Origin of the sequence: Limosilactobacillus sp., assembly GCF_051873035.1 — a bacterium.
GTDB lineage: Bacteria > Bacillota > Bacilli > Lactobacillales > Lactobacillaceae > Limosilactobacillus.
In genome coordinates, this window is record NZ_JBJEEL010000023.1 from 34,970 (window position 1) to 56,447 (window position 21,478).

The 21,478-nt window shown below is 49.0% G+C and carries 18 protein-coding genes and 1 riboswitch; of the genes, 11 read left to right on the forward strand and 7 right to left on the reverse strand.

The window, feature by feature from the left end; genetic code table 11:
- Positions 1-4: 4 nt before the first annotated feature.
- Positions 5-1,549: an ABC-F family ATP-binding cassette domain-containing protein gene (locus tag ACI31H_RS02525; protein WP_439770425.1), complete on the reverse strand. Its 1,545-nt coding sequence runs from the start codon at positions 1,547-1,549 to the stop codon at positions 5-7.
- A 364-nt stretch (positions 1,550-1,913) separates the two neighbouring features.
- On the opposite strand from ACI31H_RS02525, the gene trpX reads away from it, so the two are divergent.
- The 4 genes from trpX to ACI31H_RS02545 all read left to right on the forward strand — a co-directional run bounded on the left by trpX (position 1,914) and on the right by ACI31H_RS02545 (position 6,106).
- A complete protein-coding gene (trpX, locus tag ACI31H_RS02530) occupies positions 1,914-2,906 on the forward strand; it encodes a tryptophan ABC transporter substrate-binding protein (protein ID WP_439770426.1) in 993 nt (330 codons plus the stop codon).
- Positions 2,903-3,802 carry an ABC transporter permease gene (locus tag ACI31H_RS02535; protein ID WP_439770427.1) on the forward strand — a complete coding sequence of 300 codons (900 nt, stop codon included), beginning with the start codon at positions 2,903-2,905 and terminating at the stop codon, positions 3,800-3,802. Before trpX ends, ACI31H_RS02535 begins: the two co-directional genes overlap by 4 nt.
- The gene (locus ACI31H_RS02540; protein ID WP_439770428.1) at positions 3,795-4,559 is read left to right on the forward strand and encodes an ABC transporter ATP-binding protein; all 765 of its coding nucleotides are present in this window, start codon (positions 3,795-3,797) and stop codon (positions 4,557-4,559) included. The genes ACI31H_RS02535 and ACI31H_RS02540 overlap by 8 nt, the downstream gene beginning before the upstream one ends.
- 218 nt (positions 4,560-4,777) lie before the next feature.
- Positions 4,778-6,106 carry an MATE family efflux transporter gene (locus tag ACI31H_RS02545; protein WP_439770429.1) on the forward strand — a complete coding sequence of 443 codons (1,329 nt, stop codon included), beginning with the start codon at positions 4,778-4,780 and terminating at the stop codon, positions 6,104-6,106.
- A gap of 60 nt (positions 6,107-6,166) precedes the next feature.
- Here the strand turns inward: ACI31H_RS02545 and trxA are convergent, their stop codons facing one another.
- The 3 genes from trxA to ACI31H_RS02560 are packed head-to-tail and all read right to left on the reverse strand — an operon-like array spanning position 6,167 to position 8,205.
- Positions 6,167-6,487: a thioredoxin gene (trxA, locus tag ACI31H_RS02550; protein WP_439770430.1), complete on the reverse strand. Its 321-nt coding sequence runs from the start codon at positions 6,485-6,487 to the stop codon at positions 6,167-6,169.
- On the reverse strand, positions 6,477-7,256 hold the full coding sequence (locus ACI31H_RS02555; RefSeq protein WP_439770431.1) for a TerC family protein: 780 nt from the start codon (positions 7,254-7,256) through the stop codon (positions 6,477-6,479). Before ACI31H_RS02555 ends, trxA begins: the two co-directional genes overlap by 11 nt.
- 31 nt (positions 7,257-7,287) lie before the next feature.
- Positions 7,288-8,205, reverse strand: a complete 918-nt coding sequence (locus ACI31H_RS02560) for an RluA family pseudouridine synthase (protein ID WP_439770432.1) — start codon at positions 8,203-8,205, stop codon at positions 7,288-7,290.
- 114 nt (positions 8,206-8,319) lie between these two features.
- Between ACI31H_RS02560 and ACI31H_RS02565 the strand changes: the two genes are divergently transcribed.
- From ACI31H_RS02565 to nhaC, 3 genes are all read left to right on the forward strand, one after another.
- Positions 8,320-9,237 carry a magnesium transporter CorA family protein gene (locus ACI31H_RS02565; protein WP_439770433.1) on the forward strand — a complete coding sequence of 306 codons (918 nt, stop codon included), beginning with the start codon at positions 8,320-8,322 and terminating at the stop codon, positions 9,235-9,237.
- 39 nt (positions 9,238-9,276) lie between these two features.
- Positions 9,277-9,374, forward strand: a riboswitch (purine riboswitch).
- An 83-nt stretch (positions 9,375-9,457) separates the two neighbouring features.
- Positions 9,458-10,783, forward strand: coding sequence for a nucleobase:cation symporter-2 family protein (locus ACI31H_RS02570; protein WP_439770434.1), 1,326 nt, complete (start codon positions 9,458-9,460; stop codon positions 10,781-10,783).
- A gap of 281 nt (positions 10,784-11,064) precedes the next feature.
- Positions 11,065-12,432: a Na+/H+ antiporter NhaC gene (nhaC, locus tag ACI31H_RS02575; protein WP_439770435.1), complete on the forward strand. Its 1,368-nt coding sequence runs from the start codon at positions 11,065-11,067 to the stop codon at positions 12,430-12,432.
- A 56-nt stretch (positions 12,433-12,488) separates the two neighbouring features.
- Here the strand turns inward: nhaC and ACI31H_RS02580 are convergent, their stop codons facing one another.
- A complete protein-coding gene (locus ACI31H_RS02580; RefSeq protein WP_439770436.1) occupies positions 12,489-13,514 on the reverse strand; it encodes a cation diffusion facilitator family transporter in 1,026 nt (341 codons plus the stop codon).
- Positions 13,515-13,602: 88 nt separating this feature from the next.
- Entirely contained in the window at positions 13,603-14,256 is a 654-nt protein-coding gene (locus ACI31H_RS02585; RefSeq protein ID WP_439770437.1) for a histidine phosphatase family protein, read from the reverse strand.
- 146 nt (positions 14,257-14,402) lie between these two features.
- Here ACI31H_RS02585 and ACI31H_RS02590 point away from each other — a divergent pair, with 146 nt between their 5' ends.
- The 4 genes from ACI31H_RS02590 to ACI31H_RS02605 all read left to right on the forward strand — a co-directional run bounded on the left by ACI31H_RS02590 (position 14,403) and on the right by ACI31H_RS02605 (position 20,339).
- Complete coding sequence (locus ACI31H_RS02590; protein WP_439770438.1) at positions 14,403-14,672, forward strand: hypothetical protein; 270 nt, start codon at positions 14,403-14,405, stop codon at positions 14,670-14,672.
- A gap of 109 nt (positions 14,673-14,781) precedes the next feature.
- Positions 14,782-16,914, forward strand: a complete 2,133-nt coding sequence (locus ACI31H_RS02595) for an LTA synthase family protein (protein WP_439770439.1) — start codon at positions 14,782-14,784, stop codon at positions 16,912-16,914.
- Between the two features lie 330 nt (positions 16,915-17,244).
- A complete protein-coding gene (locus ACI31H_RS02600) occupies positions 17,245-18,642 on the forward strand; it encodes a C69 family dipeptidase (RefSeq protein ID WP_439770440.1) in 1,398 nt (465 codons plus the stop codon).
- A 266-nt stretch (positions 18,643-18,908) separates the two neighbouring features.
- On the forward strand, positions 18,909-20,339 hold the full coding sequence (locus ACI31H_RS02605) for a C69 family dipeptidase (RefSeq protein ID WP_439770441.1): 1,431 nt from the start codon (positions 18,909-18,911) through the stop codon (positions 20,337-20,339).
- 146 nt (positions 20,340-20,485) lie between these two features.
- On the opposite strand, the gene ACI31H_RS02610 is transcribed toward ACI31H_RS02605, so the two are convergent.
- Positions 20,486-21,337, reverse strand: a complete 852-nt coding sequence (locus ACI31H_RS02610; RefSeq protein ID WP_439770442.1) for a YitT family protein — start codon at positions 21,335-21,337, stop codon at positions 20,486-20,488.
- Positions 21,338-21,478 lie beyond the last annotated feature (141 nt).

Genomic DNA, 21,478 nt, shown 5'->3' on the forward strand with positions numbered 1-21,478 from the left:
CCTCCTATTTTTTCAAACTCAGCTTCTCCACGTTAAGCACCTTATCTAGCCAGCCCCGGTAAAAACTTTCTTCGTGGCTGACCAGAATTAAATTACCAGGGAATTCTTGCAGGGCCTTCTTCAATCCATCCTTGGTCTCATCATCAAGGTGGTTGGTCGGTTCATCCATGATCAAAAAGTTACATGGTGTTAACTCCAGGATCGCCAGCTTAACCTTAGTCTGTTCCCCACCTGACAGTAAATGAAGCGGCTTTTGGGTATTGGCAGCGTTAATTCCCGCCCGGGCCAGCTTCGTTCGAATTGTCCGCGGCTGCATCGTTGGGAAGAGGTTTTGAATGGTCTGAAGAGGTGTCAATTGAGGATCATCCCATTCCAGGTCCTGGTCAAAGTAGTTAATCTTGGCCGACGGTGAGAAGGTCGCCGAACCGGCCAGTGCTGGGATCTTTTTCAGAATCGACTTGATTAACGTCGACTTACCCACACCATTAAACCCGGTGAAGAGCAGCTTTTCGCCCATCGTCATCGAGAAGGTGACCGGGGCCAGGAGGGGACGGCCATAACCGACGGACAACTTATTAACCCGAAGTGCATTAGCGGACCCCGTATTTTCATACGGGAAGTGGAAAACGGCCTTCAGGTTATCGGCCGGCGGGTCAACCCGTTTCATCCGGGCCAGCATCTTTTCCCGGGACTTGGCCATTGTTGACTTAGAGCCAGCCTTATTCTTACGGATAAAGCGCTCGGCCTTTTCAATGACGACCTGTTGCTTTTCGTATTCCCGTTCCTGGGCCTCCTTACGTTCTTCCTTTTGCCGCATTGCCTGTTGGAAGCTGCCACGGTACTTGGTGATTTTATTGAAAGAAACGTCACAGATGGTGTTAGTAACCTGCTCTAGGAAGTCATAGTCGTGCGAGATAATCATGGCCGCACCATCGTAGTCATTTAAGTAATCGATTAACCATTCAATATGGGCGGTATCGAGGTAGTTCGTCGGTTCGTCCAGTAGGATCACGTCCGGGTTTTCTAGCAACATCTTAGCCAGAATAATCTTAGAACGCTGGCCCCCACTCATTTCCGAAACGACGTGCTCTTTACCAATTTCCGTCAGGCCCAGGCCATTCATCACCCGGTCAATTGCGGTCTCAATCTCGTAAAAGTTATTGGCGTCGAGTTTTTCCTGGATTTGGCCGGCCCGCGTCAACAACTTATCGTCCATCTGACTCGCATAGTCCTGGTACAACTGGTTCATCTGGTCATTTAACTTATACAGGTCGGCAAAAGCCGTATGTAAGAACTCAATTAGCGTCATCCCCTTCGGGATATCAACGTACTGGTCAAGGTAACCAATCTTAACGCCCTTTTGCCACTTAATCTTCCCCGCCACTGGCAGGACCTTCCCGATTAAGATTTTAATTAAAGTGGACTTGCCGGCCCCGTTTTGGCCCACAATCCCCATGTGTTCATGTTTTTCCAACTGAAAGCTGGCGTCTTCGTAGAGCTTCTTATCAGCATAGCTCATCGTCAGTCCTTCAACATCTAAAACTGCCATTTTTTCTCCCTCGTGTCATTAAAGTATTAATTTCATGGTATCACACGCACACGGTGGTCAGCAATTTTCACTTCCACTATTGACACTGCCGGGGTGCTTAGCTATACTAAAAGGCAATTAATGTTAAGGGAGCAAGTTCAATGAAGCAAAATCAGTTCAACAACCGTATTAATCGTTGGCAAAGCCGGTAGGTTCAGGTTGATTCGTCATGGATGCAACCTGAAGAGACAGATTGCATCTGTGCCGGCTGATTTTGACATTCATTCAGTCCGCATGGATCCACATGCGGACTTTTATTTTGCCATCCAAGATGGGAGTCCAGGTATGTGGACTCCCTTTTTATTTTAGAAAGGTGTGACAAATTATGAAGCGAATGTATACCCTGATCGCCTTGTTAGTGGCCTTCCTAGGAGTAGCATTCTTTACAGAAAGTGGCGGGCAGATCATCAGGCAGCGAACCCCGAAAGTCGGGGTGCTAACCTTGATGCACCACCCCGCGCTGGATCAGATCTACCGAGGTTACATCGATGAGCTAGGGCGCGAAGGTTATCATAATGGTAAAAATATCAAAATTGAATACCAAAATGCCAATGGTGACCAGAGTAACCTCAAGACAATGGCGGGGAAACTCGTCAATGATAACTGCAACGTGATCTTTGGCATTACGACTCCGGCGGCCCAGGCGGTCGCTAATTCGACTACTAAGACACCAATTGTCTTAGGGGCCGTTACCGATCCCAAAAGTGCCGGCCTGGTTAAAGATAACCGTCATCCTGGTGGTAACATCAGTGGAATTTCCGACCAGGCACCGATCAAGGAACAGCTCACCCTGGTCAAGGAATTCTTACCCCACTTAAGAACACTTGGCGTCATCTACACATCTAGTGATGCTTCAGCCGTAGCGGGTTACCACCAGATCAAACGTGAATGCCGGCGAATGGGGATCAACCTCAAGGCGTACTCCATCGCTAACAGCAACGACCTCAACCAGGTTTCTGAGCAGATGCTCCAGCAAGTCGATGCCGTGGTGGTACCGACTGATAACACAATCGCCGGGGCCATGCAAACTCTGGTCAAAAATACCAACGCCGCTCAAAAGCCGGTCTTCCCTGCTGCAGCCACAATGGTTAAGCAGGGCGGTGTCGCTACCTACAGCGTTAACCAGTACCAACTAGGGGTCCGGGGAGCTAAGATGACCGTTGCTATTTTGAAGGGTAAAAAGCCAGCCAACATGCCAATCGAATATGTTCGACACGGTGACCCCGTCTTGAACCTTAAACAGGCCCGCAAATTAGGACTACACGTCCCGGCAAGGTTTGAACATGAAGCCAAAACGAAAGGAGCGATTTATCAATGAATCTTATGGTATCAGCAATCGGGCAGGGACTATTATGGGCACTCCTGGGTCTCGGCCTCTACCTTACTTTCCGAATCCTTGATTTTTGTGACATGACCGTTGAAGGAACATTCCCACTAGGGGCCGCAACGGCCGTTACTGCCATCTCGCGTGGTGTTGACCCACTCGTTGCAACCCTTTTGGCGATCCTCGCCGGAATGATTGCCGGCCTAATTACCGGTCTCCTCTACACGAAGGGGAAAATTCCGAGTTTGCTTGCCGGGATTTTAACCATGACCGCCATTTACTCCGTTAACCTCCGGATCATGGGGAAGTCCAACATTTCCCTACTCGGCAAACCGACCCTCTTTAGTGGGCGGTTCATGACTAGTCTTCCCCAATATTTTGACAGCGTGGTAATGGGGATTATCGTCATCGCAATCGTGACCGTGCTAATGGTGCTCTTCCTTGCTACCGACTACGGGCAGGCCTTCATTGCCACTGGTGATAACGCCACGATGGCCAAATCACTAGGAATCCACACCGATAAGATGGTAATCGTCGGCCTCATGGTTTCCAACGGGATGGTTGGTCTCTGTGGTGCCCTGATTGCTCAAAACAACGGTTATGCCGACATCAATATGGGGATTGGGACCATCGTTATTGCCCTGGCCTCCATTATCATTGGGGAAGTGGCCTTCGGTGAACTAACCTTAAACCAACGTTTAGTGGCCGTTACCCTCGGTAGTATCATCTACCGGATCATCCTGCTTGCCGTCCTCCAACTCGGCTTCTCAGCAAACGACCTTAACCTGATTTCGTCGATCGTTTTGGCAATCTGCATGATGATTCCACAGCTTGAACAGCAACTTCAAATTAAACGGCCCATTTTGAAAGGAGTTCGTCCGCATGAGTAAACCAATTTTAGAACTACGAGATGTTAAGACCGTGGTCAATAAGGGGACGGCCAATGAAACCACCATCCTCAAGGGGATTAACCTCAAAATCAACGACGGTGACTTTATTACCATCGTGGGGACTAACGGTGCCGGTAAGTCCACCCTTTTCAACGTCATTGCCGGTAACCTCCATGCCGATGAAGGGACAATTTTGCATAACGGCGCAGATATTACCCGGACATCGGAAGAACAGCGAACAACCTTCCTTGCGCGGGTATTCCAGGACCCCAAGCTAGGGACCGCCCCCCGGATGACGGTGGCTGAAAACATGTTGTTGGCCACCAAACGTGGTGAACGACGCCACCTGGTTCCCCGCCGGCTCAAGCCCAATCTGGCCCGTTTTACTAAGTTAGCGGCCACAATGAATAACGGCCTAGAAGACCGAATGACGACCGCTACTGGGGCCCTGTCCGGTGGTCAGCGACAGGCACTCAGCTTTTTAATGGCGACCCTGAAGCGGCCCGATATTTTATTACTGGATGAACATACCGCGGCACTGGATCCGCATACCAGTCTGAACCTCCTTCACGCCACTAACGAGCGGATTACCCAAGACCACCTCACGGCCTTGATGATCACCCACCATCTTGAGGACGCCCTAACGTACGGTAACCGCCTGATCGTATTGAAGGACGGTCAAATCAAGGCCGACTTTTCCGGGCCGGATAAGGAAAAGTTAACCGGTAAGGACCTATACCGCTTCTTTGAAGATTAACCTTTTGTATTAAAGGGACCTTGACGTAAAGTCCGTCGCCAACAACGTAGTACACAAATGACCTCAAGTATTCGGAAAACCGAACGCTTGAGGTCTATTTGTGTTCGCGGGGTGGCAGGTAGCCTAGCGACGCGTCGTGAAGCCCCCTTCAGTATTAAAAATGGCCTTTGCTTTTCCTTGCGGGCGCTCGTAAAATAATCACTATTGGAGTGAAGAAAATGAACGACTTATTTGAAAATACCTCAATTAAAAAGGCCTATTTTACCCTGGCCATGCCGGTCGTCTTAAGCATGACCGTTACCCTCGTTTATAACATGGTCGATACCTTTTTCGTTTCGAAAACCCAGAACCCGGACCTGGTCGCCGGGGTTTCACAAGGGGCGCCCCTCTTTACAATGATGATCGCCCTTGGTGATATTTTTGGCTTGGGTGGCAGTTCGGTGATTTCCCGCCTTTTCGGTGAGCACCAGGACCGGACCGGTCGCTTTGTCAGTGGTTATTGTTTCTACGTGTCGATCCTCTGCGGAATCATCGTTACCATCGCCATGCTGCTTTTTCAAACGCCCTTTCTCCACCTACTCGGTGCTTCAGCCAGTACCTGGAAGTACGCCCGGGAATACTATCTGGTAATGGCCTGGGGTGCTCCCTTCGTGATTTTTGGGCTCACTCCGACCAACATTTTACGGACAGAAGGCCTGGCGGTGCAGTCCATGATCGCCAGTATGACGGGGACCGGGATCAACATCATCTTGAACCCCATCTTTATTTTCACCTGTGGCTGGGGAGCGGCCGGTTCCGCCCTGGCAACCGTTACCTCAACCGTGATTAGTGATGTGATCATGGTTTACTATACCCGTTACCGGAGTAAGAAACTAACGACGTCCATTCGGGAAACTAAGATCAGTCGCCACCTCCAGTGGGAAATTTATGCCATTGGGATTCCGGCCTCGATCACCAACCTGATGGCCACCTTTGCTACGGCATTGACTAACCGTTACCTAATCGATTATGGCGCCGCTAGCGTTGCGGCCATGGGAATCGCCCTTAAAATCAGCCTGGTAACCAACATGATCGTGGCGGGACTCGCCTTTGGGGCCCAGCCATTAATCGGTTATAACTACGGTGCGCGGGACCAACGACGCTTTCGCGAAACCATCCACTTTGACCTCCTGGTCGTTGCGGGTTTCTCGCTGATTGCCACCGTTATCCTGATCGCCCTAGCGCCCGTCTTGATCCGTCTCTTCATGAATGACCCAACCGTTATCCACGAGGGGACTAAGATGATTCGCTGGCTCAGCTCATCGGCAACCCTCGCCGGAATTATCCTGGTGTTTACCACCATGTTCCAGTCAATGGGTAAGGCCGTTCCCGCATTCTGGCTATCCTTTTGCCGGCAGGGGCTGATCTTTGTCGTCGTCATCTTTGTGTTACACACCCTGTTTGGCTATACCGGGATCCTGGCGGCACAGCCGGTGTCTGACCTCTTAACCTTCCTCCTCGCCCTTTGGTTGTACCGGCACTACCAGCCAAATTTTGATAATCAATAATAAAAAGCCTGACGAGAATTGACAGGATTCTTCGTCAGGCTTTTACTTTGATACTATCGACTATTCTTCTGCTAACTTCCGGTTAAAATAGTGGGCGAGCTTGACTTCTGGGTACACACCCGTTACCTTTTCGACCGCCTTACCATCCCGGAAAAGGACCAGCGAAGGGATGCTCATTACCTTATAGCGCTGGGCAATTTCTTGGTTACCATCCACGTTCATTTTGACAAACTTGATCCGGTCACCAAATTGGTCTTCCAGCTTAGTCATTACCGGAGCCATCATCTTACAAGGACCACACCAGGGTGCCCAAAAGTCCACCACCGTTAGTGGGCCAGTAGTCGCCTGGTCAAAATTTTCACTAGTTACTTCAATCGCCATCCGTTTTTTTCTCCTTCTCTTTCTTATTCTCGTTCCGCCGAATGAAATGCACAATAATTGTGATCGCAAACGCCAGTAACATAAAGAGGCCGAAAATTTGCGAAGGGATCTTAATATCAATTGCCGGAATTGTCAAGAAGAGCTTAAAGGCAATCACAAAGATTAACGCATAGGCCATCGGTTCCAATTCAGGAATCCGCCGCATGAGTTTCATGATTATCTCGGCAACCCCCCGCATGCAGGCGATCCCAATCATCCCACCGATCAGCACGATCACCGGGTTAGATGAGATTGCCAGCGAGGCCAATACGGAGTCAACCGAGAAGATAATATCCATAAACTCAATTTGGGCCACTACCGCCCAGAATTGCTTCCGGCCAGTCAGCCTTTTAGCACCCGTGTGGACGGTCCGTTGCTTTTTCTTATTACCGGAATAGCGGTTATGGAAGAAGCGGTAAACCAAGTACACTAAGTAAGCCGCCCCAATTACCTTAATTTCCCAGAAGTGAATTAGGTAAGTACCAATACCGATAATTAAAAAGCGGAAAATATAAGAACCCCAGATACCATAAAAAAGAGACTCTTCTTGTTCCTTCAGTGTTGGCAATACCCGGGTCTGGGCGGCCAACACCACCGCGTTATCAACAGACAACAGGCACTCAATCAAGACTAGGGATAAAATGATCAGCCAGTCCTGACCTGAAGTAATGACCGTTGCCCAGTTATGTGGGTCAAAGAAGGGCCCATATAACTTTTCTAAAAGTGACAATTGATGTCCTCCCTTTGGTGAAATTTTTTATCTATTCTAATTTGTATTTTAACAGATAATTCTGAAAATAGGGTGGTAAAGGTGCCTGAACTTTTATTCGGGTAAACGAAAAGGGGAGGACCAGCTGTTGCGCAATCCCGTGGAGTAGCATTGGCCCTTGCCCATCACCTTTCCCATAAAGCGGGTCGCCGACAATGGGGTGACCACTATGGGCCAGGTGCACCCGGAGTTGGTGGGTCCGGCCCGTGGCTAACTTAAGCCGTACCAATGTCCGGTCACCGTTAGTCGCAAGCACCCGGTAAAAGGTTCGGGCGGGCTTGGCATTTTGGCCAGCAACCCGGTATTTCCGAAGGTCATTTTCATCCTTACCGATCGGCCAGTCCAAACTTCCGGTGCCAGTAAACGTCCCATTGACCACGGCTAAATATTGACGGTGGATTTCACCATCACTAATTAGGCGGTTTAAGACGGGCACCACCACCGGGTTCTTAGCAACAATCATCGCCCCGCTCGTCTCCTGGTCAAGGCGGTGAATCATAAAGGCCCCGGCATTGCTACCAGCGAGGTAGCCAGCAACATCATTCATCAATGTTCCCGGTTCTCCGCGATAGTTAGGATGGCTCTTTTGACCGCGGGGCTTATTAACCACCAGTAAATCGCGGTTTTCAAACAGGATTGCTAGGTGGGGATCGGCAGTTGGAACATACTGGTTAGCGGCCGGATTACGAAACTCGTCACCGTTAAAGAGTAACGTAATCTGTTCTCCCGCCCGTACTAACTCATTAACGTAACGGTATTGCCCATTGACCAGCACGTGCTGGCGCCGGCGCAAATAGTGGATATAGCGGTTGGGCAGTAACCACTGCTGGTGTAGCAAGGCCCGTAAACTTAGCGATGGTTGCTTGGCCGGTAAGACTTCTTCAATTTTCCAACGAACGGGTGCTTCCATTTAGTCTCCTCTTTTAATTTAATATTTCCCGGGAAATGATTGGGCGGTGGCGCTTTACTTTTGTACTTTTATAGCGTTGAATATTATTATAAGACTTTTTAGGTGGTGAATGGTGTGCTTAGTACCGAAAAGATCAATGAACACAGCTTATGGATCAGCGTTTTTGAACCCCTGCCGCGTGAACGAGCAGCCCTAATCGAAAAATATGAGGTCACACAAGAACTCTTAGACTACGCAATTGACCCCTACGAAAAGGCCCGGGTAGAAGTTGACCCCGACGCTGGTGTCACCCTGTTAATCTTTGACGTCTATGTTCCGACCCATGCCGTAACGGCCCCCCAGACGGCCCCAATTGGTATTATGCTAACCACTAACAACATCATCACCTTCACCAACGCTAAGACTAACTTCGTCAATGGGATTATCGCTAACCAGTTACGGATTCTCCAAAGGCGGGGCCCCATTACCGATAAATTAGACCTGGTCTTCCCGGTCCTCTACCGGCTCTCCACCAACTACTTTGGTCCGCTTCGGCGGGTCGACCAACAGCGGCAGCAAATCCAGCAAAATTTGCAAAAGCGGACCGGCCGAAAGGCGATTACGGAATTTATGGAGATTGAAACCGGCCTGGTCTACATTTTGACCTCCCTGAAGGGAAACGTCTCACTGCTAGAAGAATTTAAACGCCGCTTTGCCAATAAGATGTCCACCCGGCAAAGCAACGATCTGGATGATGTCATTGTCGAAGCCCAGCAGGGACTAGAAATGGCCCAGATGACTTCAGATGTTTCCGAGCGGGTGTCTAACGCCTACAGTAAGGTCCTTGACAGTGACCTAAACCAAACGATGAAGTACCTCACCATCTACTCGATCGTTTTGTCAATCCCGACCATCGTCGGTGGCTTTTACGGTGAAAACGTGAAGCTTCCCCTTGCCAACTGGGACTACTCCTGGTTGATCACCATTGTAATTACGATTGTCTTAATGGTGGCCTGCGTGATCTTTCTCATCAACCGGCGCTGGTGGAAGTAATGACTTGCCAAGGACCTCCGGGTGGTGTTAGGATACTTTTAATTGTTCAAATCGATAGCCTATATAATGCCGTGATATGGTCGGCAGTTTCTACCCAGAGCCTTAAACTTTGGACTATAAGCACCAGACTTATTAGTAAATCCGGGACTGCGACTCTTGTCTGCAGTCCCTTTTTTAGGCTGTTATTTGACTTCATTAGTTACTCAAGGAGGAATTATTTGTGAAGCAAGTAACTTCAACCACTGCTCGTCGTTCTTTAGCCCTCCACCGCTTTGCTGGTGAATGGCAAAACCTCATCTTAGGTTTCCAACACCTACTGGCCATGTACTCGGGGGATATCCTGGTCCCCCTGTTGATTGGCCACTACCTGCACTTTTCCAGTCTCCAGATGACCTACTTGGTTTCAATTGACATTTTCATGTGCGGGGTGGCAACCCTCTTACAGTTAAAGCAAACTCCACTAACCGGGATCGGGTTACCAGTTGTCTTAGGATGCGCTGTCCAAGCCGTTACCCCACTCGAATCTATCGGTGGTAAGTTAGGAATTACCTACATGTACGGGGCCATTATCGCGGCCGGGATCTTTGTCTTCCTGATTGCCGGCTTCTTTGCCCGTCTCAAGCGTTTCTTCCCACCAGTTGTCACCGGCTCCTTAATCACGATTATCGGTTTTACACTGGTTCCGGTGGGCTTCCAAGACCTGGGCGGCGGGACCGCTACCGCCGCTTCGTTCGGTGCCCCCATTAACCTTATCGTCGGCTTTTTAACTATCGCCATTATCCTGGTGATTTCCGCCTTTGCCCGCGGCTTTATGAAATCCATCGCCATCCTGATCGGTATCCTCGTCGCCTCCTTGATCGCGGGCGGACTCGGTCAAGTCTCACTAAGCCCGGTTCACCAGGCCGCCTGGTTCCACACGCCCCAGCTATTCTTCTTTGGGGTTCCCCACTTTAACCTTTCCGCAATGGTTACCATGATGTTGGTCTCCCTCACCACCATGATCGAATCAACCGGGGTCTTCTTTGCCCTCAGTGATCTGACCGGCCGGCAACTAACGACTAACGACTTAAAACGGGGTTACCGGGCAGAAGGAATTGCCGCTATTCTTGGTGGTCTCTTCAACACCTTCCCCTACTCAACCTTCTCCGAAAACGTCGGGGTCCTTAAAATGTCGGGTGTTAAGACCCGGCGTCCCGTTTACTACGCCGCCTTCCTTCTCCTCGGACTGGGCCTGCTCCCCAAGGTGGGGGCACTCGCAACAATCATCCCCGAACCAGTCCTGGGTGGTGCCATGATCGTAATGTTCGGTATGGTCGGTGTCCAAGGGGTGCAAATCCTCCACAAGGTTGACTTTTCGAAAAATGCCAACCTGTTGACCGCGTCGGTCTCAATTGGCCTGGGCCTAGGAATCACAATGTATCCCCAACTCTTCCAACACCTGCCAACCGAAGCCCAAATCATTCTCGGTAACGGAATCGTGGTTACCAGTATTTCGGCCGTCTTGTTAAACCTGCTCTTTACCCACCGCTGGGCTAGCAAGGATTAAAAGACGGTTTGACAAAGAAAAATGAATTAGCTATCATAGTTTCAACAATTATCGTTTCAGTAGATCCCTTCGCTGGGCGTCAGAGAGCCGGTGGTTATGTGCGAACCGGTCAGGCGGTGGGACTGAATTATCACGAGTCCACAGTTGTTCGGCCATGATCAGTGCCGTTACCACCTGATAAGAGTGTGGAGGCTTCCACAACCTGGGTGGTACCGCGGTTTAAATAATCGTCCCGTTGATTAAATTCAACGGGACGTTTTTTGTTTAGGGAGGAATTAGTAATGAAAAAAGTTAGTTTCACTGAAGCAGTCACGATTCTAGTGGTCATGCTGGTAATCTTAGGGACGGCCGTGATTCATTTCGGCCTCTCTCCCCAGATACCGGTTCTCTTTACCATTGCCCTGTTAATCTTCTGGGCCCGGATACGGGGGGCCTCCTGGGAGGACGTCCACCAAGGGATCACGGAAGGAATTTCGACGGCCATCATCCCGATCTTTATCTTTATCCTGATCGGAGCCCTGATTGCGGTCTGGATCCAGGCCGGAATTATTCCCACCATCATGGTCGTCGGTTTCCGGTTAATCTCCAGTCACTTTTTTGTCCCCTCGACCTTTATTGTCTGCTCAATTGTGGGGGTGGCCATCGGTAGTGGTTTTACCACGATCTCGACAATCGGGATTGCCCTCTTTGGAATGGGGATGGCGATGAACATTAATCCAGCCCTGGTTGCGGGGGCGATCATTTCCGGGGCCGTCTTTGGTGATAAGATGTCGCCACTCTCTGATTCGACTAACCTAGCCTCGGCGATTGCCGGTAGTGACCTTTTCGCCCACATTAAAAACATGATGTGGTCCACGATTCCGTCCTTCGTTGTCTCCCTAATTCTCTTTTGGCTACTCGGTACTGCCGGGTCGGCTAACAGTTCACAGCGAATCGCCCACACCACTAGTGTTTTGACCCAGCACTTTGCCATTAGCTGGTGGGCCGCCTTACCAATTGCCCTGATGTTCATCTGTGCCTGGCGCCACATTCCAGCCATTCCCACCCTCTTCATTAACATCCTTGTCTCGGTCGTAATGATCTTTTTCAACGAGCCACACGAATCACTCAAGTCATTAACGGACCTGATTAGTGAGGGCTTTGTCGCTCACACCAGTGATACCACCGTCAATGCCCTATTATCACGTGGGGGGATCACCAGTATGATGGCAACGGTTTCCTTAATCATCGTCACCCTTTCATTAGGTGGTATCCTGATGAAGTTCAACATCGTTCAGTCAGCCATGGCACCACTGGTTAAACACCTTCGTCGGCCTGGTGCACTGGTCACCACCACGATCCTGGCCGGAATCGGGATCAACCTCTTTGTCGGTGAACAATACCTCTCCGTAATTCTCCCCGGAAAGGCATTTAAGCCAGCCTTCACACGGATTGGGTTAGCACCATTGGCACTAAGCCGGGTCCTGGAAGATGGGGGAAGCGTGATTAACTACCTGATCCCCTGGGGTGTGGCCGGATCCTTTGCGGCCTCTACGTTAGGGGGCCCCGTCTTGCACTTCCTACCATTTGTCTTCTTTAGCCTCTTCTCACCTGTTTTCTCCATCCTCAGTGGTTTTACCGGGATCGGGTTAAAGCGGGTAAACAAGTAATATAAAAGATGCTCTGTACATTGAGGACTCAATGTACAGAGCATCTTTTATATCTTCTAAATTCGGCCCTTAACATCCTTATCTTTAAAGGTCTTCGGGTCGGGAATGAAGGAAATGTCAGCATCAATAATACTGAACTGCTCCCGGAGCATTTGCTCAATCCGTTCTGATAACTGGAAGCTCTCCAGGATCGTCATCTTACTGTTTACCATTACGGTAGCATCCAGCGTTACCACGTTACCGTTATAGTGGGCCTTTAGTTCCACCACTCGCCGGACCTTGGGCACCTCCCGGATGGCATCCCCATATTCCTTTTCCGCCTGCGGGTCAAAGTAGTCGGTTAAGTTCAAACTACTCTCAAAGAAGATCTTTAGTCCCGAGTAGAGGATGAAAAAGCCCACGATGATACTGGTAACCCCATCAAGCCATGCGAGGTCAAACAAGAGGGCCCCGGCAATGGCAACCATTGTTCCAATACTGGTAAAGGCATCGCTGAGACTATCCTGGGCTGAGGCCAGCAATGCCGCATTTTGCAGCTTCCGACCAGTTCGCCGGTTCATGTACCAGACAACCAGCATAATTACTGAGGCAATTCCGGCACCAACGATGGCAACCGGTTGGGGAACTACCCGGCTAGCCGGATTCAATAGGGCCTTGATCCCATCGATAATAACGCTGAGGGCAATGGCGATCATCACCACCGCGGTAACTAACGAAAAGATGGTTTCGTACCGCCAGCGGACAAATTGAACCCGTTGGTCAGATCCCATGTGTGCCTGGTAGTTTCCCTGGGGGAGCCGGGCACCGATAATATCATCGTCATCAACATCCTGGGCAATATGGAGTCCCAACATCAAGAGCACCGTTGAGATAATTCCCGAAAGATTATTAAAGGCATCCGCCCGTAATGTTTGTGACTTACTAATTGCCGCCAACCAGTACTCCAACACGGAAATAAGTAGGTAGGCGGCCACATTATAAATCAAATGCCGTTGTGAAGCCCGAATCTTCGCTAGTTCCTTGGCCTGGGTCTGTTCCCAAACAGCCATTTCGTGCTTCGTGTGCCGCTTAAATTTTGACATTAATAAACTACTTCCTTAAAGCAAACTGTTCCTATTATAACGCAAAAGGGGACGAGTAGCGGTCTCATCACTACTCGTTCCCCTTTTACTATTTATTATAAGAAACAATCTTAATGTCATCATCCGTCAGTAGCATCTGGGTCAGGCTCCCGTTGGCCGGGCGAACCGTCACGTCATATTTACCATGTCCAAAGCGTTCGACTAGGCTCAAGAGAGTGTTACCATGGCTAACCCACAAAACGTTACTATCATCCGGTAACCCTGCCTGCCGAATTAACGCGATTCCCTGGTCGACCCGTTTCCAGTATTCCTGATTATTTTCAGCATCATGGAAAGGATCAGCCTCCTTGAGCCAGTCCTTGGCCGTACCGATCGAATGGGCGGTAACAATGTCGTGGAAGTTCTTAAAGCCATGGGGCGCCCCGGCATTATACCAGGCAATATCCATATTGGTTCCTTCATAAGAGCCATAGAATTCCTCCCGGAAATACGGTGACGTCACCGGCGTCTTGACCGAGTCGGCCGTATTGAGGTCGAGAATCTTTTGGATGGTCTCCATCGCCCGGGTCGTATCCGAGCAAAAGGCCGCTGCAAAGTGAACATTTTTCAATCGTTCACCTGCTGCCACGGCATTTGCCTTGCCCTTATCCGTCAACGGTGAGTTACTCCACCCCTGGAGCTTATTATAAATGTTGAAGTAGGTCTGGCCGTGCCGGACCAAATATAAGTTTAATTTTGTCATGTTTTAGCCTCCACTGCTCAACTATACCTATATTGTACCGCTTACAAGACCAGAAACCCAGTTCCCTAACTTAGGGGGGACTTAGTCTTTTAAACACACTTTGTTCATATTTTCACCGTAGACTAAGAAGCATAGAAGGAATGAATATGACACTTAAAGATACAAGTCATCCCGAAATTGTGGCGGCCAAGATCGTGGCGGTCTCTGGTCGCACCGTGAAGGTCGTTACAGAAGACGGCCAAACATTACGAATTCCCCTCTCCAAGACCTACCAGCAGGATCAAACAATGCTGGCCTCATTAAAGGATATTTTAAAGGCCGGCATTTGGATTCCGGTTAACCGGCAGTTAAAGCGGCTCTTTCGCTATGACTGGTTGACTGCTCCAACGCCGATCCCGGTTCAGGCAAACAATTAAATTTTCGCAATGATTATGGCGAAAATAATGTTCGAACGTAATCTGTGATAAAATAATTCTGATTTACTAAAATTAATCACTTAATGATCGATTGCGAGGAACATTCCTAATGAAAAAATTAAGCAAATTTGTGGACACTAGGATCGGTTTCTTTACCCTACTAGTGGTCCTTTTTTGGTTTAAAACCTTATTTGCTTACTTCACGGATTTTAAGCTCGGTGCCAGTGGCCTTTTTCAATACTTAATCCTAGTATTCAACCCGCTAGCCACCACCGCTTTAATCTATAGTATTGCATTTTATTTCAAGCGGGCCCGCTTCTTCTACCCGGTCATCATGGGGTTAGACATTGCCAATACGCTCCTGCTCTACCTAAACGTCATTTACTTCCGTGAGTTTACGGACTTCATGACGATTGCAACAATGACCGGTTACTCTAAGGTTAACCAAGGACTCAGCGGGAGCTCGCTCGCCTTGACAAACGTTCACGATGTCTTCTACTGGTTAGACATCGTCATCATCGTCATCCTGATGCTCTGCCGGGTGATCCACTTTGACAAACGGGCTGTCGGCAGCCGATTGGCCTTTGCCTTCACTTCCATGTCACTCGTCTTGTTTGGGGTCAACCTTTCCTTTGCCGAAATGGACCGTCCCCAACTACTCGGGCGGACCTTTGACCGGAACTACATCGTCAAGTACCTGGGAATCGACACCTTCACCGGCTATGACCTGGTCAAGTCCCAGCATATCCATGAAATGCGGCAAAGTGCGACTAAGTCTGAATTAACGCGGGTCAAGAAGTTTACTGACAAGCACTACGCCAAGCCTGATCCCCAGATGTTTGGGATTGCTAAAGGCCGTAACGTTATTATTATTCACCTGGAGAGTTTCCAACAGTTCCTGATCGATAAGAAGATCAACGACCAGGAAGTAACACCCTTCCTTAACTCGTTGTACCACAGCAATGATACTTACGCCTTTGACAACTTCTTCCACCAGGTTGGCCAAGGAAAAACTAGTGACGCCGAAAACATGCTCGAAACTAGCACCTTTGGTCTTCCCCAAGGGTCACTATTTGCTACCCTGGGGAGCGATAACACCTTCCAGGGGGCGCCGGCAATCCTTAACCAGCGGGCTGGTTACACCAGTGCTGTCTTCCACGGTAACGTCGCTAGTTTCTGGAACCGAAACAATGTTTACAAGAACCTCGGTTACCAGTACTTCTTTGATGCCAGTTACTACGATACGTCCGGTGATAAGTCAACGGGCTATGGTCTAAAAGATAAGTTACTATTCAAGGATTCGGTTAAGTACCTGCAGACTCTTCAGCAACCCTTCTACGCGAAGTTCATAACGGTAACCAACCACTTCCCGTTTGACCTCGACGACGAGGATAAGGATCCAAACTTCCAAACTACTAATACTGGTGATACCACCGTCGATAACTACTTCGTTACCGCCCACTACCTTGACCAGTCGTTGCAAGAATTCTTCAACTACCTCAAGAAGAGTGGGGTGTATGACCACTCCATTATCATGATTTACGGTGACCACTATGGTATTTCAAATAGTGAAAACACCTCACTGGCAAGCGTCCTCGGTAGAAATGCCGATAACTGGACGGACTTCGATAACGCCCAACTACAGCGGGTGCCGTTAATGTTCGTGATCCCGAATGCCGGTGGCCACGGTAAGATTCTGCATACCTATGGCGGTGAGGTCGACGTCTTGCCAACCCTACTCCACTTGCTAGGGATTAGCACGAAACGGTACATCCAATTCGGGACCGACCTCTTCTCCAAGCAGCACAACCAGGTGGTCGCCTTTCGTAACCAGGACTTTGTTACACCACACTTCACCACCCTTAGCGGGACAACTTATGACAACCGGACCGGTAAGGTGGCCAAGTTAACGCGGCAGCAAAAGAAACGGTTAAAGAAGGAACAGGAATTTGTACAAAAAGAACTAAGCCTTTCGGACTCCTTAAACGAGAAGAACCTCTTGCGCTTCTATCATCCTAAGGGCTTTAAGCCGGTTAACCCAGCGGACTACAACTATTCGAATGGGCTCAAGCGGGCCGAACGGATCGAAAAGAAGAAGGGGAATAAGTCGACTAGTATCTTCAGTGAGAATAATAACCGGTCAACCGTCGATGACTATAGTACCGATGCTCCTGAACAAAACCACTCATCGACTGATTCTAACCGGATTAAGATCACCAACCCGGATGCTAATAACAAATAACATTTTTAATAAGAGCGAAGCGTGGACCGTTTACAACTAAACTTTCACGAGTACCATTGGTGGGAGTGTGACAGAAGTCGGTTACGACTTCGTCTTCACGACACGTAGCTAGGCTATCTGCCACCCCCGCGAGCACAAATAGGGGTCCAGAGTTCGGCTTTGCCGGGCTCTGGGCCCCATTTGTGTACCGCGTTATTCGCTTTTGATCTATATAGAGGGATTTATGTCACGTCCCCGCCTTTTTATGTTCCACCGCTTAAGTACGATTTGAGAAAGCCCTTTCTTTGAACTAGAATGAAGGTGTAACTTTTTTAAGGAGGTTTTTGTGTTATGCCATGTACAACTATTTTAGTGGGAAAAGGTGCTACTGCTGACGGTTCCACCATGATCGCCCGGAACGAAGACTACTTCCACGCCTTCAATCCCAAGCGGTTTATCGTTGTTACTCCTGATAAGCAACCAAAGGAATACCGCTCCGTTACTTCCAAGTGCCAGGTCGAATTACCAAGCGACCCGCAGCGCTATACCGCAGTTCCCGAATTACCAGCCAAGGAAAAGGAAATGGGCATTTGGGGTGAGGCCGGAATTAACGCGGCCAACGTTGCCGTGTCCGCAACCGAAACCAGTACGACTAACTCGCGGGTACTGGGGGTTGACCCAATGGTAAAGGCCGGGATTGGTGAAGAAGACTTCATTACCATCGTCCTCCCTTACATTCACTCCGCCAAGGAAGGGGTCGAACTACTGGGTAAGTACCTTGAAAAGTACGGAACATATGAATCCAACGGGGTAATCTTCTCCGATAAGGATGAAATCTGGTACATGGAAACCATTGGGGGCCACCACTGGGCTGCTCAACGGGTTCCCGACGATTCCTATGTAGTAGCGCCAAACTGGTTCAGTATCACCGACTTTGATTTTGCTTCTGCCGATACCCTGGCCTCTGCCGATCTTCAAGACATGATTGACACTTACCACCTTAATATCGACGGCGATAGCCACTACAACCTGCGGCACATTTTCGGTAGTCATGCCGACTCCGACTACGACTACAATATTCCACGGCAGTGGTACGTTCAAAAGCTCTTTAACCCAAGCGACGAGGAACAACCAGATAACCCTGAACTACCATTTGCTAAGAAGCCTGAACACCGGCTAACGATTGAAGACGTCAAGTACGCCTTAAGTTCCCGTTACCAGCACACCCCTTATGACCCATACAGCGACCGAGGCACCGACGCCGAACAACACGCCTTCCGGCCAATTGGCTTCCAGCGGAACCAGGAAGTCCATATCTTGCAAATCCGGAATGATGTTCCGGCTGAAATCGCCGGCATTTGCTGGCTAGCATTTGGGCCAAACGCCTTTAACGGGATCGCACCATTCTACACCAACGTACTCGATACCCCAGCCCAATACCGGGATACTAAGCCTAAGTTTGATATTCGTAACATGTACTGGTTAACACACACGATCACGACGATCGCCGATGACCACCCCAAGCGTTACAACTACTTAATCGAAGCGCTCAAGCAAAAGACCACGGCTGCTGGCCGCCACGTCCTCATTGAGACTGACCAACAAGCAGCTAAACTATCCGGTAAGGAATTAACCGATCAACTTCAAAAGGCTAACGAGCAAACGGCAAACGCCGCTTATGACCAAGCGATGAAGACCCTTGGTGACATGGTCGAGACCGGTTCACTGCAAATTCGGTTAAACTACTAAGTTAATCGTTAGGTAGGTTAAAAGTTAACAGCACAGTATCCAAAAGGCCGCAAGCATTCGGTAAGCCCGACTGCTTGCGGCCTTTTTATACCGAAAAGTAAGTTTCGTGAGGACCTTCCTCGTTTCCCCGCACTCCTAATAAAATTTTTATAAAAAAGCCGTAATTACAATAAAGAAAGCGCTTTACAAATTTGCTAATAACTATTACAGTGGAGATGTGGTGGTTTGTATTATTTTTCACTTACTCGCTAAGGAGGTTGTTAGTTATGAAGCCATTTATTAATGCATGTACAGGAATTTTAGTCGGTAAGAAGGCCAGTGTCGATGGCTCGACAATGGTAGCCCGGGACGAAGACTGGTACAACGGTATTAACCCGATTACTTACCGCGTTTTCCCTGCCAAAAACTATGATGGCGAACACTATGTTTCCGACTACAACGGCTTTGAATGTGACTTACACGGCCAGGGTTGTCGCTTTACCTCATGTGCCGTTGGTGTAAAAGGCTACGGTCGCTGGGACCAACAGGGGATTAACGAATACAACGTTTCAATGACTGGTTGCCAAACCGAAACGACAAATGAACGGGTACTCGCCTACGATCCCCTCGTTCCAAATGGTCTCGATGAAGAATGTATGGTTTACCTTGTACTGCCATTCATCAAGAATGCCCGGGAAGGGGTTCAAATGCTCGGAAAGATGATTGAAAAGTACGGGACCGGTGAATCCAACGGGATGGCCTTCGCCGACAAGGACGAGGTCTGGTACATGGAAATGGAAGGTGGTCACCAATGGGTTGCCATGCGGATTCCTGATGACTGCTACGCCATCGCACCAAATATTGCCTGCATCCAAGAAGTTGACTTTGATGACCCGGACAACTTCATGTACGCACCAGGCATTCGGGACTTTGTCGACAAGTACCACCTCAACCCGGACCCGGGTCACTTTAACTACCGGGAAATCTTCGGGACCCACGACGAAGGAGACGCCTACTACAACTTCCCACGGGCTTGGTACGGGCAAAAGATGTTCACACCATCCGTTAAGCAGGACCCAACGAGCGCACACATTCCATTCTGCCAGCGTCCTGACCACCTGATGAGCGTCCAAGATGTCCAAAACTTCTTGAGCAGTCACTATCAAGAGACGAAGTACGACCCAATGGGTACGTACGCTAGTGGTGACGAGCGGGAACGGAAGCTCTTCCGGCCACTGGCATTAGACCGGAACCAAAACTCCAGCGTTCTTCAGATCAGAAATGACGTACCAGCCAAGTACGCGGCCATTCAATGGGTTAACCTTGGTTTCCACGCCTTCAGTCCGTACGTTCCATTCTTTGCTAACGCTAACGACACTCCTGCTAACTACAAGGTTGCCGGTAAGAACTACTCACCAGACAGTGCTTACTGGATGTACAAGTTAATGCAAGTAATTACGGAACCACGTTACCACCAATTCATCAATAAGATTAATACCTACCGTGGACAGGTTCTCTCCTATGGACTCGGTCGTATCGCCGCTACCGATGCCAAGGCCGATGCTTATGACGGTGAAGAATTAACTGAATTCCTCACCAACTCCAACATTAAGACGGCTGACCACATTACCGAGATGTCCAAGCAAATCATCCATGAAATGATTAATGACTCACTACAAAACTCACTCTTCCAATACGAAAAGGGTGACAACCTCTAATTAGTACTGAGACGGGCCGTTAGTAAACAATCACGTCACGGGGCTGGCTATCAGTCTTTCACAATCCATATAAATAAAGGGGAGCGGGAGCGAAGTCGTAAACGACTTCGCTCCCGCTCCCCTTTTGCTATTGAAAGTACTGAAAGCTAAAGCGAATAATGCGTATATTCTCCTTGCTCGACATCTGACTTTTGAATACTCATGAAGGCGTTGGCATCCACCGCCTTGACTAAATCACGTAAAAAGGTGAACTGCCCCCGGGGAGTAACCACCATGATGACGTCCGTTGGCTTTCCCGTGTAAGCTCCCTCACCACGAAGAACAGTAGCACCATGGGTAAACTTACGGAGCTGCTTAATCAGCTTATCCGCCCGTTTAGTAAAGATGACTACCATCACATCAGTCTGGGAAGCAAAGGCATAGTCCATCAAGCCGTTGACCGTTAACATCCCGATAATGGTGTAAATAATCCGGCCCGGACCGAAGAAGATTAACGTCAGGAGGGCAATTAAGCCGTTAACCGTATTGGCAAAGAAACCGACGTTCTTGTGAAAACGACGCTGACAATACGTTACGATAATATCCGTACCACCGGTTGTAAAACCGTTGTTAAAACACCAACCAACACTTAACCCGATCATTGCCGACCCAATAATGGTGTTGGTCAGGGGGTCTTTAACGAGGACCATGGGCGGAATAATTCCTAAGAAGACGATATTCGCTAGGGCCGCTAATCCCGAAAATAGAATGTAACGAAACCCAAACACCCGCCAGGCAAAAATAAATAGCGGTACGTTAAATAGGGTCATAAGTAAGCTCATACTCAAATGACCGTTTAAGGCATGAATCAGCTGGGCAGCACCAAGTACCCCGACTGAATATGAATTAGTAACGTTTAAGAAATCATTAATGGCGATTGCCGAAAGCAATCCGTATAGCAGGGCAAAAAAGATACTTTTGCCGGTTCGCCGAAAAGACACAACGTTTGCCTTTGCCATTGATATCCCTCCCTTATAATGATTATCACCCTCATTCTAGCATTCCTTTGTGGGGAGATACTACCATTTTTGGAAGGGTTTTTATTTTTGGTAGATTGTAAAATTTAAGTTGAACATTTAAGTGGACAGAAAAACCCATAA

Excerpts from the sequence above, each read along its gene's own strand:
- ACI31H_RS02540 (WP_439770428.1), top strand. The coding sequence starts at position 3,795 with ATGAGTAAACCAATTTTAGAACTACGAGATGTTAAGACCGTGGTCAAT.
- ACI31H_RS02605 (WP_439770441.1), top strand. The coding sequence starts at position 18,909 with ATGAAGCCATTTATTAATGCATGTACAGGAATTTTAGTCGGTAAGAAG.
- nhaC (WP_439770435.1), top strand. The coding sequence starts at position 11,065 with ATGAAAAAAGTTAGTTTCACTGAAGCAGTCACGATTCTAGTGGTCATG.
- ACI31H_RS02525 (WP_439770425.1), bottom strand. The coding sequence starts at position 1,549 with ATGGCAGTTTTAGATGTTGAAGGACTGACGATGAGCTATGCTGATAAG.
- trpX (WP_439770426.1), top strand. The coding sequence starts at position 1,914 with ATGAAGCGAATGTATACCCTGATCGCCTTGTTAGTGGCCTTCCTAGGA.
- ACI31H_RS02580 (WP_439770436.1), bottom strand. The coding sequence starts at position 13,514 with ATGTCAAAATTTAAGCGGCACACGAAGCACGAAATGGCTGTTTGGGAA.
- ACI31H_RS02600 (WP_439770440.1), top strand. The coding sequence starts at position 17,245 with ATGCCATGTACAACTATTTTAGTGGGAAAAGGTGCTACTGCTGACGGT.
- ACI31H_RS02595 (WP_439770439.1), top strand. The coding sequence starts at position 14,782 with ATGAAAAAATTAAGCAAATTTGTGGACACTAGGATCGGTTTCTTTACC.
- trxA (WP_439770430.1), bottom strand. The coding sequence starts at position 6,487 with ATGGCGATTGAAGTAACTAGTGAAAATTTTGACCAGGCGACTACTGGC.
- ACI31H_RS02535 (WP_439770427.1), top strand. The coding sequence starts at position 2,903 with ATGAATCTTATGGTATCAGCAATCGGGCAGGGACTATTATGGGCACTC.
- ACI31H_RS02590 (WP_439770438.1), top strand. The coding sequence starts at position 14,403 with ATGACACTTAAAGATACAAGTCATCCCGAAATTGTGGCGGCCAAGATC.
- ACI31H_RS02560 (WP_439770432.1), bottom strand. The coding sequence starts at position 8,205 with ATGGAAGCACCCGTTCGTTGGAAAATTGAAGAAGTCTTACCGGCCAAG.
- ACI31H_RS02610 (WP_439770442.1), bottom strand. The coding sequence starts at position 21,337 with ATGGCAAAGGCAAACGTTGTGTCTTTTCGGCGAACCGGCAAAAGTATC.
- ACI31H_RS02585 (WP_439770437.1), bottom strand. The coding sequence starts at position 14,256 with ATGACAAAATTAAACTTATATTTGGTCCGGCACGGCCAGACCTACTTC.
- ACI31H_RS02545 (WP_439770429.1), top strand. The coding sequence starts at position 4,778 with ATGAACGACTTATTTGAAAATACCTCAATTAAAAAGGCCTATTTTACC.